This is a genomic window from Synechococcus sp. R55.8 (assembly GCF_047461895.1).
In the GTDB taxonomy this organism is placed as follows: Bacteria; Cyanobacteriota; Cyanobacteriia; order Thermostichales; family Thermostichaceae; genus Thermostichus.
Genome location: NZ_JANSIB010000042.1, coordinates 8,557 through 20,164, shown reverse-complemented (window position 1 = coordinate 20,164; position 11,608 = coordinate 8,557). Strand labels below are relative to the sequence as shown.

Annotated in this window: 10 protein-coding genes and 1 pseudogene; 3 read left to right on the top strand and 8 right to left on the bottom strand. The window is 60.1% G+C overall.

Features of this window, described 5'->3' with window-relative positions:
- Positions 1 to 69: 69 nt before the first annotated feature.
- A complete protein-coding gene (locus tag NW829_RS06055; RefSeq protein ID WP_011433838.1) occupies positions 70 to 474 on the bottom strand; it encodes a universal stress protein in 405 nt (134 codons plus the stop codon).
- A gap of 293 nt (positions 475 to 767) precedes the next feature.
- Positions 768 to 962, bottom strand: a pseudogene (locus NW829_RS06050) (PKHD-type hydroxylase); the annotation flags it as partial.
- 268 nt (positions 963 to 1,230) lie between these two features.
- Between NW829_RS06050 and mutL the strand changes: the two are divergent.
- Positions 1,231 to 2,967: a DNA mismatch repair endonuclease MutL gene (mutL, locus tag NW829_RS06045; RefSeq protein ID WP_414416658.1), complete on the top strand. Its 1,737-nt coding sequence runs from the start codon at positions 1,231 to 1,233 to the stop codon at positions 2,965 to 2,967.
- Between the two features lie 36 nt (positions 2,968 to 3,003).
- Positions 3,004 to 3,855, top strand: coding sequence for a vitamin K epoxide reductase family protein (locus NW829_RS06040; RefSeq protein WP_414416657.1), 852 nt, complete (start codon positions 3,004 to 3,006; stop codon positions 3,853 to 3,855).
- Here the strand turns inward: NW829_RS06040 and NW829_RS06035 are convergent.
- From NW829_RS06035 to NW829_RS06015, 5 genes are all read right to left on the bottom strand, one after another.
- Positions 3,831 to 4,925 carry a diguanylate cyclase gene (locus NW829_RS06035; protein ID WP_414416656.1) on the bottom strand — a complete coding sequence of 365 codons (1,095 nt, stop codon included), beginning with the start codon at positions 4,923 to 4,925 and terminating at the stop codon, positions 3,831 to 3,833. The genes NW829_RS06040 and NW829_RS06035 overlap by 25 nt on opposite strands.
- Before the next feature lie 66 nt (positions 4,926 to 4,991).
- Entirely contained in the window at positions 4,992 to 5,879 is an 888-nt protein-coding gene (btpA, locus tag NW829_RS06030) for a photosystem I biogenesis protein BtpA (protein WP_414413254.1), read from the bottom strand.
- A 31-nt stretch (positions 5,880 to 5,910) separates the two neighbouring features.
- Positions 5,911 to 7,059, bottom strand: a complete 1,149-nt coding sequence (locus NW829_RS06025; protein ID WP_414416655.1) for a quinone-dependent dihydroorotate dehydrogenase — start codon at positions 7,057 to 7,059, stop codon at positions 5,911 to 5,913.
- Between the two features lie 124 nt (positions 7,060 to 7,183).
- Entirely contained in the window at positions 7,184 to 8,485 is a 1,302-nt protein-coding gene (locus NW829_RS06020) for an O-antigen ligase family protein (RefSeq protein WP_414416654.1), read from the bottom strand.
- A complete protein-coding gene (locus NW829_RS06015) occupies positions 8,485 to 8,868 on the bottom strand; it encodes a 2Fe-2S iron-sulfur cluster-binding protein (protein ID WP_414407531.1) in 384 nt (127 codons plus the stop codon). The genes NW829_RS06020 and NW829_RS06015 overlap by 1 nt, the downstream gene beginning before the upstream one ends.
- A gap of 193 nt (positions 8,869 to 9,061) precedes the next feature.
- Here NW829_RS06015 and NW829_RS06010 point away from each other — a divergent pair, with 193 nt between their 5' ends.
- Positions 9,062 to 9,505: a phosphomannose isomerase type II C-terminal cupin domain gene (locus tag NW829_RS06010; protein WP_414416653.1), complete on the top strand. Its 444-nt coding sequence runs from the start codon at positions 9,062 to 9,064 to the stop codon at positions 9,503 to 9,505.
- A gap of 50 nt (positions 9,506 to 9,555) precedes the next feature.
- Here NW829_RS06010 and NW829_RS06005 read toward each other — a convergent pair.
- The coding region (locus NW829_RS06005; protein ID WP_414416652.1) for a M48 family metalloprotease at positions 9,556 to 11,608 on the bottom strand (2,053 nt) is incomplete at its 5' end.

Genomic DNA, 11,608 nt, shown 5'->3' with positions numbered 1-11,608 from the left:
TCGGCGCTATCCTTCCCTGCCCTGAAGGACGGGGCTTGCCGCGCCTTTTGGTCAATGGGATCCCTCTCCTCAGGGCACGACCAACACCGGGCAGGGGGAGAGATCGATCACGCGGTGGCTCACGGAGTTGTTCTGCCCCTCTCCAGATAGGGTGAGGCCGCGGCAGCCCATCACAATCAGGCTGATCTCCAGCTCGTCTGCCACATCACAGATGACAAAAGGTACCTTCCCCTCTCGATACTCACTCTTGACGTTGCTAAGGCCGATTTGATGCAGGCCGGACTCCGTTTGCTTAAGCAGGTTGTGGATGTTCTGCCGGGCTTGCTCGGCTCGCTCCGGGTCAAGCTCCGTATCATCCAGCACAGAAAGCAAATACACTTGGCTCTTGTAGCGCTGTGCTATGTCCGCCACCAAGGGCAAGGCGTGGCTGGTTTCACGCGAGTTATCGATGGGAAAGAGCAGTTTGTCGAACATAGCCGAGGATCCCAACGGTCGACCCCAGTCCCTATCCAAATTCAAGTTCAAGGCGAAGGCTGACTTTATTCTACCAACTTTGCCGGGGGCTGAAGGATCCCAGCCCATTTTCCTATTGTGAGGGGCTCGACCTTAGCCGCTTGGCATCAACCGGAAACGGGAGCCCTTTTGGATAAGCAGTAGAAGACGCCCTGCATACTGCTCATGGGAAAGCCCGACCTTTTGAAGCTGTGCTTGGCTGGGGTTTACGCAGTTCCTGCCGTTGGGCCACTTCCAGATCAAGCTAAACGGCAATTGGGATCTAGAGCCGCAGAAATGGTCTCCTGGATCTGCTGTTGCTGCAGGGATCCCTTGGGCAGTTGCCTATTGTTTTTGACAAACCTGGCATTCCAACCCGCTGTCAGGGCACCATCCACAAAATCTGCATCTGATAAAAGGCTCAAAGTTTGCTGCAGTTCTGCCGTGTTGAGAACATTGCCAATACACAAAAAATATTCTGGAAACCCAAAAAATCAGAAGAGGCCAAATCCTCAGTAGCATGAAAGTTATTCCTATGTAAATCTTATCTGGCTTTGATTGCCTCTTTGGAACGAATCGGTAGAAATGGCCAGCGGAAAATCGAGCGCACTTCCCCCCTCTGCAGACCTCAACCGGTTAGAGCGTGCAAGGCTCCTGTTGCCCGCCGCAGAAACCGCAAGAGAAGGTTAAGCTAAGGCTCTGTTGGCCCCCGACCCTCAGATTGGCAGGATTGGTGTCATGTTCCAGATCCAACCCCTGACTCCAGAACGGATTGCCCGTATGGCGGCAGGAGAGGTGATCGACTCTCTGGGGGCTGCTCTGCGGGAATTGCTGGAAAATGCCCTCGATGCCCAGGCCACCCGCATTCAAGTGGAGATCTGGCCGACTCGCTGGCAGGTGCGGGTGGGGGATAACGGCCACGGCATCCCGGCCTCGGAGCTGGAGCAGGTGGCCCGCCGCCATACCACCAGCAAACTGGAAGGTCGCAGCCTGGGATTTCGTGGGGAAGCCCTGCACAGCCTAGCCCGCTTGGGATCCCTGGCTATCCAAACCCGCCACGCTGACGATGCTCACGGCTGGCTGGCCGCCTACGACCGACAGGGGGAGCTGATCCACAAGCAGCCGGCAGCCACTGCCTTGGGAACGGTGGTCACGGTTGCGGATTTGTTTGCCGACTGGCCTCTGCGCCGTCGGGCCTTGCCTCAAACTCGCCCGCTCCTGACCCTGGTGCAGAATGCAGCCCTAGCCCATCCCTGGGTCAGTTGGCAGGTGCATCAGGAAGGGCAATTGCTGCTCAGCCTCTGGCCGGGAAAATCTCTGCAAGATCTGCTGCTGCAGGTGTTGCCGCAGTTGGATCCCACGGATCTGCGCTATCGGCGGATCCAGGATGGGGATAGCGATTGGGAAGTGGTGCTGGGCCTGCCGGATCGCCTGCATCGCTCCCACCCCGATTGGATCCGTGTGGCCGTAAACGGACGGTTTGTGCAGATGCCCGACTGGCAACGGCTGATCCAGTCGGTTTTTCACCACGCGTTGCCTCGCCACCGTCATCCACTGGTGGTTGTTCACCTGCGCCTGCCCCCAGAGCAGGTGGATTGGAACCGTCATCCTGCCAAAAGCGAGCTCTACCTGGAGAATCTGACGGCCCGCCAGGAGCAGTTGCGCCAACACCTGCACTCCCTTCTGCAATTGGGATCCGAGCAGGCCAGCCGCCGCTCTGTGCATCTGATCCGGGCCAGCGAGGCCAAGGTGGTCTATCGAGTCTCGCCCGATCTCCAGAGCCGTTTTCCTCCCTCTGACCGCCCAACTTCTCTCCTGCCCCCCCTCAAGGCGCTGGCCCAACTGCATCGGACCTACATCTTGGCAGAGCACCCCCAGGGGTTATGGCTGGTGGAGCAACACCTGGCCCACGAGCGAGTTCGCTATGAGTACATCCAGCAGCATTGGCAACTGGTGGCACCGGAGACGCCCGTAAGGCTGCAAGGACTATCGCCCCAAGCCCTGGAGCGGTTGGAGCAGTTGGGGCTGGAGCCGGAACCCTTCGGCCCCAATACCCATCTCATTCGACGCCTCCCTTTGGCTTTGGAGTCGGAAGATCCAGAAGAGGTACAGGGATCCCTGCTAGAGCTCAGCCGTTGTCAAGATGTGCAGGCAGCCCAGGTGGCGGTGGCCTGTCGAGGGGCCTTGCGCAATGGGATCCCGCTGACCCTAGAGCAGATGCAAAAGCTGTTGGAAGCTTGGCAGCGCACCGCCAATCCCCACACTTGCCCTCATGGTCGCCCGGTCTACCTGGCCCTGGCAGAAAAAGATCTGGCCCGTTACTTCCGCCGCCGTTGGGGCCTCTGCGACCGGCCTATCTCCGACTCCAAACTGGGATCCCTATGGGAGCTGGATCCGCTGGGAGACAGGTTTGCCGCCCAGGTGCGCTCTTCTGCGTCGGATCCCACGGACGAGCCCAGCTCCACCCCACTATAATCGGGGGTGTCCAACTGCTGAAACCCCTGAAACTCCATGGCTTCTTATCTCAAACTCAAAGCCCAAGAAGAGACCTGGCTGCAGCGCCATTCCCGTCTGATCTTGGCGATCCTGGCCGGCCTGGGATCCCTGCTGACGGCCTATCTCACCTACACCAAGCTGACGGAGCAGCCCGCCGCCTTCTGCACTGGGGATGGAGGGTGTGACCTGGTACTCTCCAGCCGTTGGGCAGAGTTTTTGGGGATCCCGACAGCGGCTGTTGGCCTGCTGGGGTTTCTGGGAGTCTTGGCGCTGGCGGTGCTGCCGGATGGGCTCCCATTGGTGAAGCGGTGGCGCTGGCCGGCCCTGTTTGGCTTGGTTTCCGCCATGACCGCCTTTGAGATGTACATGCTTTACCTGATGGTGGCGGTGCTGCGGCAATTCTGCATGTACTGCACCACCGCGATCATCTTGGTGGCGGGGCTGGGGCTGGTGACCGTGCTGGGCCACCGCTGGTTGGATTGGGGCAAGCTGGCCTTCAGCTACATTCTGGTGGCCTTTCTCACGTTGGTGACCACGATTGGGGTGTACGCCAACCAAGTTCCCCCGCCTAGCCCCCTGGCGGTAGGGTTAGCAGCCCACCTGCGGCAGATCGGCGGCACTATGTACGGGGCCTATTGGTGCCCCCATTGTCAAGACCAAAAGGAGCTGTTCGGGGCAGCTTTCGACCAAGTGCCCTACGTGGAGTGCTCCCCCAACGGCCCCGGCACTCCACAGGCTCGAGAATGTACAGAAGCGGGGATCACCAGCTATCCCACCTGGATCATCAATGGCCGCACCTACACAGGCGTTCGCTCTCTGGAAGCCTTGGCGGTGGCCTCTGGCTATCCGCTGGAAGAGGGCAGATAAACCTCTGGGGTTGGGGTGAGGATGTGAACTCGGTTGCGCCCCGCCTGCTTGGCCTGGTAGAGCGCGCTATCCGCCTGCTGCAAGGCAGCTTCCGGCTCCAGGCGGTAGTCTTCGCTGAGCACGACCCCACCGATGCTGATGGTAACCGGCAAGCTGCGCTTGGGGGAGATGTCAATGGGCCGTTTGGCAATAGCCTGCCGCAGAGACTCTGCGTAGCGACCGCAGCGGGGGGGGCTAAGCCCGGGCGTAACGCAAACAAATTCTTCCCCACCATAGCGGTAGAGCAGGCTGGAAGGCCGCAGTTGATTTTGCAGCCGCCCGACGATGGCCTGCAGCACACAGTCGCCGATGTAGTGGCCGTAGCTGTCGTTGACCTGCTTGAAATGATCCACATCCATCATCAGCAGGCAGAGATAGCGGTAGCGAGCTTCCCCGCGGGCTCCCACCTGCTTGAGCAAATGGGGCAGCGCCTGATCCAGAGCTCGCCGGTTCAACGCCCCGGTCAAGGGATCCGTCAAAGACAAAGACTCCAACAGCTCGTTGCGGGCTCGCAATTGCCGGTTGGCCTGGGCCAAAGCTTGGGTGAGCCGCTGGAGACGTAACCCTGCCCGCACCCGCGCCCGCAGCTCCTCGGGATCGACCGGCTTGGTGATGAATTCATCCGCCCCCGCATCCAGCCCCTCTACCCGAGCCTCAACTTCAGAACGGGACGTGAGCAAAATGAAATAGACAAACTGCCCTGCTGCGGATCCCTTGAGACGGCAACAGAACTCTACCCCCGACATCTCAGGCATGACCCAGTCGCAGATCACCATGTCGGGCCACTCGCTCTCTTCCAAGCTTTGCAAGGAATCCCAAGCTGCTCGGCCGCTTTCCCAGCTTTCCACGTAGTACTGGGAGCCTGTGAGAACATTGATAATGTAGCAACGAACCACTGGGTCATCATCGACAACCCAAATGCGGGGAGTCCGGGCCGGAACAGAGCTCCAAAAGGCTTCTTCTGCAGGCCCAAGAGCCGAACCAGAAGGGTGGTATACAGAATCCAAGCCCTCCAGATCAAGGGATGACATAGTCTGATGACATAGTCTAAAGAGGAGCGCTCCATTGCAGCCAGATCCCAATCCTAGCGCCAACGGCTAGTTGGAACCAGAGCCGGGAGCGGCCAGACAAGCATGGTTGGAGGCCCGCTCACGGAGCGCAAGGTGCAGTGCTTCCACAAACTGCCGCACCCGAATCGGGTCGATCATGGGAAAGGGATCCGAATAGCCCGTCGGCATGCCTGCAGAACGGGAAGACCGCTTCAGAGAACTGGCCACAATCACGCCATCTGCCCGCCGGATCAGGCTGCCGATGTTTTCGGCAGTAGCCCCCGAGCCGATGAAGAGCGGTACCTGAGGAGCAACTTTGCGGGCCAGCTCCAGCTCCTCCAGAAGGGGTGGCTTGCCGGTGGCCCAGCCGGAAAGGATGATGGCATCGGCCAGGCCACGTTCCACCGTGTCGGTGATGGCCGCATCCAGGCTGATGGGACCTAGGGGTTGGGCGTGTTTCACCAGCACATCGGCGAAAATCTTGATGTTAGCCCCCAGCTCCCGGCGATAGCGCAGCAGGCGGTAGGCATTCCCCTCGATAATGCCTTGGTCGGTCACCATCGCCCCGCAGAGCACATTCACCCGGATGAACTGCGCCCCCACGCAGGCGGCAATTGCCAGAGCACTGCAGCCATCGTTGCGCAAGACATTGATCCCAACCGGCAGCGAGACCAGGGTTTTCAGCCGCTGGACGATGACGGTCATGGCGCTGACCACCGCTGCGTCCACCCGATCCTTGGCAAAGGGGGCATCGTAAAAGTTCTCGACGAGGATCCCGTCTACTCCCCCTGCAGCCAGGGCGGTAGCCGCCTGTTCTGCCTGAGCGATCACCCATTCCAAGTCCCCCCCCCAGCGGGGCGAGGTAGGCAGCGGCAACAAGTGAACCACCCCGATAACCGGATGGGGGGTTTTGAAAAGGTGTTGCAGCAGGTTCACCGGCAAGCTTCCTCAGGGATCCCTAACGATCTTACGCCTGGATCTGACCCACAGGGGTATTCTCTGGGGGAAGTGTAACATCAGGGCTGGGGGGAGAAGAGCGGGCTAGGCCTCGGAGCAATTGCGGCACCATACCCGGCCCTTCGTAAACCCAGCCGGTGTAGACCTGCAGCAGGCTGGCTCCCGCTTCCAGTTTCTCCAAGGCGTCGGCCAAGGTGAAGATGCCCCCCACTCCGATGATGGGCAATTTTCCTTGGGTGGAGCGGTGGATGTAGCGGATGACTTGGGTGGAACGCTCCCGCAAGGGGGCACCGCTGATCCCGCCGGCTTCTGCAAGGATTGGCCTAGACTCCGCTGGTGCGAAGGGGATCCCGTGGCCAGGTAGGAAACGGGTCTTCAGGTTATCGCGGCGGAGGGTGGTGTTGGTGGCCACAATCCCGGCCAGTTGATGGTCTTGGGCCAGCTCCAGGATGCTGTCGATGTCGGGCCAGTCCAGATCGGGGGCGATCTTCACCAGGAGGGGTTTTCGCTTCTGATTTTCCCGCTGTAAGGCAGATAGGATGGGCTCCAGTTGCTCAGCAGCCTGCAGGGATCGCAGCCCCGGCGTGTTGGGGGAGCTGACGTTGACCACAAAGTAGTCCCCCAGATCCTGGAGCAGCCGGAAGCTGGCCAGGTAATCGGCAGCCGCTTCTTCTAGGGGGGTGATTTTGGCTTTGCCCAGGTTGATTCCGATGGGGATGGGACGTTGGTGTAGCCGACGCAACCGTTCGGCCAGAGCCGCCGCCCCTTGATTGTTAAAGCCCATGCGATTGAGGGCAGCGCGATCTTGGGGCAGTTGAAACAGGCGAGGTTTGGGGTTGCCCGGTTGGGGCTGAGGAGTGATGGTGCCCACCTCTACAAAACCAAATCCTAGGCTGGGCCAGACGCCCAGAGCCAGGCCATCTTTGTCGAAGCCCGCAGCCAACCCAAGGGGATTGGGAAAGGTAAGGCCCCACAGCGACACCGCTAGCCGGGGATCCCGGTAGCAAAACAGTCGCTCCAGAGCCGATAGGATCCCGGTGGCCTGGGTGGCATCGATCCAATGCAAGGCGCGCAGCAGGGCCATCTTGACCGTTTCTGGATCAGCTCTCAGCCCAGAAAAAAGCAGAGGCCACAGCACATCTCGGTACAGGTTTACCACAAGGATTTCCTACGGGTGGGAACCCATGGATTTTGGATTTACTGCTAGGTCAAGAGTCATTCCCTATTGCCAGGCAGCGCCGACGCCCATGGTGGGGCATTCAACTGTGACCCCCTTGGGAAAGCTATCCCAGATCTTGGTTGCATTGGCCCTTTGTCGAGCGCTGCTCGAGGCTGGCTCCCCAAACTGCCCCCAAGAGTAAGGTTACCAGCAGGTGGATGCGGCCATCCAACATCACCACGTCCAAAAGCCCTGAGGCAAAAAATGCCGTCAAGGCCAGCAGCATCCCCAACAGGACGCTTTCTTGCGAGCGCCGCCAAGCTTGCCATCCCCGCGCCAAAATCCAACCCCACAGGATCAGATGGCCCAGCAACAGCGGGATCCCACCCTCGGCTGCCAGGTGTAGGTACAAATTGTGGCAATGGCCCAGCAGCTCCGGCGGATCTTGAGCATTGTAAAGAGCGGCAAAGCTTTGCCAGCCCCAACCGGTCAAGGGCCGCTCCTGCACCATCTGCAGGGCGAATTGCCAAGCATCCAGCCGGTTGGCGGTGGAACTAAAGTAGAGCGCTTGAGGATCGAAGGTGTCTGCCAGACGGCTCCAAATCAATCGGGGCACTACGGCCCGCCAGCCCGGCCAATCCCAAGCAGCGGCCAAACCGGCCAATCCCAGACCGGCCAAGATCCCGATCCCCCACCAACAGCGCCGTAGGGCCAGCCCTATCACCAGCGCCAGCCCCCCCGCTCCCCAGCCGTTGCGAGAGGCCGTCAGCAGCAACAAGAGGGATCCCAGCCCCAACACAGCTCCCAGCCCTACCACCCTCGGCCAGTCTTTGTCGGCCTGATCCAGCCACAGCCCTGCTGCCAAGCACAGGTGGATCACCAGGTAGATGGCCAGGATATTGGGGGAAGTAAAAGCTGCCGCCGGTCGCTCTCCCCCGGCAACCCCCGTAATCCAAACCGGCCCCCAGAAGAAGTGCCCCTGCCATCCCCACAGCACTTCTCCCCAACCCAAAAGCAGCATCAGCCCGCTGCCCAACACCAACATCTGGGCCAAACGCCGACGGCCTACAGGATGGAACTCCGTCCCGCTACCGCGAGAGGCCAGCGCATCGGCAAAGGCCGGCAGCATCAATAAAAAAGGCCAGTAGTTGAACATCCCCGGCAGGCTCAGTCGCCAATCCTCCCCCCAAAGGGCCACTCCCACCGCAGCCAGGCTCAGGAGAGCCGCCAGTCCAAATAGAGGATCCCGCAGGATCCGGCCACCGCAGCGGGTATAACCCTGGATCGTCCCCACCAAAGCCAAGAGTAAGCTGGGGGCCAGATTCACCGGGATCAGCGCCGCTGCCGCCAGCAGCCAGCCCCGCGGCTGAGAGGGCAAGGGATCCGGCGACAGTTGTTGAGACGAAACCGGTGCCGAAGAAGACATCACTCATCCTCGATGGGGATCCCTGGCCTGACCTGCCCCTGGCCGAAGTAGCGCCCAAATTGCAGCTCGTACACCTCATCTTCATCTTGGGTTTCTACCCACAGCTCCGAGCGGGCATAGCCCACGCACAGCAGCCCATACCCCTGCTCCTTCAGCTCCCGCGAGATGCCCATTGCCTCCGGCTGATACAGGGATCCCCGCCGTACCCGCACCGCACAGGTGGTACAGGCGCCGTTGCGACAGGCAAAGGGCAGTTGGATCCCTTGGGCCTCGGCGCTGGCCAAAATGTATTGATCCGCCGGCACCTGGATCAGATAGTGGGTGTCCCGTTGGCGGTCATGGATGTGAACCGGGTAAGAAGGGACAGAAGAGAAAGGACGCATCGAGAAGTGGCCTTTTTGCAGAGATCTTTATTCATGATTCCACAGGATTCTAGCCACTGCCCTGGCAAGCCCGAATTGGCTGGGGATCCCCAGGAGCTGAAGCCGATCTGTTGGTGATTCTAAAGATAAACAAACAGACTTCGAGTTGGTTGTTGAGATAAGCTACAGGTAGGCCTCCCAAGGAGAGCATCCCATGCTGGAAACCCCCAATGCCAATTTGGCCTCACCGGAAAAACCATCGTCTTCCCTCTCTGCCGAAACCCTCAACAAGCTGATCGAGAGCAATGCTGAAAGTCGGCCTTGGGGGAGCTTTACAGTGCTGGAAGAGGGCCCTGGCTACAAAATCAAGCGGATCGTGGTTTTGCCCAAGCATCGCCTTAGCCTGCAGTTGCACTACCATCGCAGCGAACACTGGATCGTCGTTGCCGGCACCGCCAAGGTCACCTGCGGAGACGAAGAAAAGCTCATCACGGCCAACCAATCCACCTACGTTCCCCCTTGCACCAAGCATCGCCTGGAGAACCCTGGCGTCATCCCTCTGGTGATTATCGAGGTGCAAAACGGCCAGTACTTGGGCGAAGACGACATTGTCCGCTTCAGCGACGACTACGCCCGGGTTAACGGTGGGCAAAAGTAGCCAATCCCAATGGCCTAGGCGAGCTCTTCGCTGCTGAGGATCGCGATCCTCTAGAACAGCATCACCAGCAGGGCAACCACTAACAACAGCACAGCCCACATAGCCTGCCAGAAGGGATGGTAGCTGGTGATGAGCTGGCCATGGCGGCTTTGAAAGCGGGCCAGATCCAGGTAAGGGGCCACCCCTCGTCGGAACCACCCCACCGCGGATCCCTCTTGGCCGATTACCCCCCCTGCCTGGCGCGCTCCAAACAGGAAGTTGCCCAGCGGCCCAAAGCGGGAAGCATAGCGCAGGAAGATCATCCCTGTCTCATCCTGGAACTTGAGATCGGAGCCGAAGCGATAGCCCGGATCCCCCCGCCCGATCACCCGCCCCTCCAACTGCATCGGCAACCCGCGCAAGGGGCTGGCGTAGGGATTGCTCATGGCCTTCAACACGGTCAACGCCGGCGGGTTTTCTAAGCTGGGGTACATCACTGTCATCTTCAGCAGCAGGCCCAAGCCCACCCCCATCAGGGTCAGCCCGGCAAACATTTCATAGAAGCCCACCTGCAAGGCCGGGATCCCGAGCAGTGCCCCCGCGATTGCCCCCAGCCACTCGGCGTTCAACAGCAGTATATCCAGCAGAAAGTTCCCGTAGAGCTGTTGCCGGTTGAGCTGCTTGCCCTGGGCAACCACGCTGGCCATATCGAACTCCACCGGCAGATCCAGTTGCTCCGCATAGGTGCTCAGCGCCCGTACCCGTTTGCCCGTGAGGGGATGGGTGGAGTTCAGCTCCATCCACCAGGCCCAAGGGTTAAACAGATCCCACAAAAATACCCTGCCCACCTGGCCGGGATCCGCCGCCACCCGGTAGGCCGTCCCTGCCATCACCGCCGCCTTGGCATCGTAGATCCCCAAAGCCCGCGTTCCTTCCAGCAGGCGAGCACTGCGCTGTCGGGTTTCCTCATCCCGCTCCCGCTCTCCCTCTTGCACAATGCCGTAGGCAATTTTCACCAAAGCCCGCGAGAGCCCATTGGGGTTGCCGGTGGTTTCGGCGGCAAAGTGGTCGGCAAAGTACTCCCGCACCCGCGACAGATACAGCAACAAGTAGGAGCCGGCCACATAGAAAAAGTAGGCGACCAAGGCCAGGAAGCGGAGGCTTCTGTCCACTTTGTCGTCGCCGCGCGCATTGCGCATGTAGACGTAGAGAAGGTAGAGAATCTGCACCAGCGTGGAAGCCAGGGTCATGACGGCGAAATCCCAGTGGATCACATGCCCCAGCTCGTGGGCATAGACCGTAGCCACCTCTTCATCTTCCAAGTAGGTGAACAACCCTTCGCTGACGACGATGCGGGCCGTATCCGGCAGGCTGCCGTAGGTAAAAGCAGTGGGGTTTTGGTCGCGGATCAGCCCCAGCTTCGGCTGCTTCAGCTTGTACTGGCGGCAGACCCGTTCAATGACCTCCGCACTCTCTGGGCTGCGACGCCCGATTTCCGCCAAGCTCACCCACTCGGTGCCATAGAGGCTGTGCTGGATCCAGTCCATCAGCCAGGGAGACAAGAAGAAAATCAAAGCGTTGAAGGCGAGGGTGAGCAGAATGGCGAAGATGAAAGAGCCCAGAGAGAATCCCCCCTCTAAGCTGCCCAAGACGGTCAGGAAAAGCACAAACACCATACCGAACAGCAGGCTCAGGGTCACACCTGAGGCCGCCGTCAGGTTGCCGGCAAAGCTGGCCAAAATCAGCGAGACCCCCACCTGAGGCGCGCGGTAGCTGCGCTTGGTTTGCCCAATTTTGAGACCTGAGGTGGCGGGATCCAATTCCGCTAGGGTGCGGCTGGGGTTGAAGCAATAGCGGCTCAGCCAAACGCTCAATAGACGCAGCTCGTGAGGATTCAGGCTTTTCAGAGGCTCCAGCCACAAGGCCGCTTCCACCGACAGCATCACCGTCGAGACGGTGCTGGGATTGCGAAACAAGGTGGGCAAGAGGGGCAGAACCTCCTGTTTTTGCCCAGAAGTGAGGCTGTGAAAACCCAAAACCGCCTGGCGGAGCAAACCAGGCGGCTGAGGAAGGTCGGCGGTAAGCAACTGGCGATTGCTGACAAAGCAGTGGCGGCTTAGATCC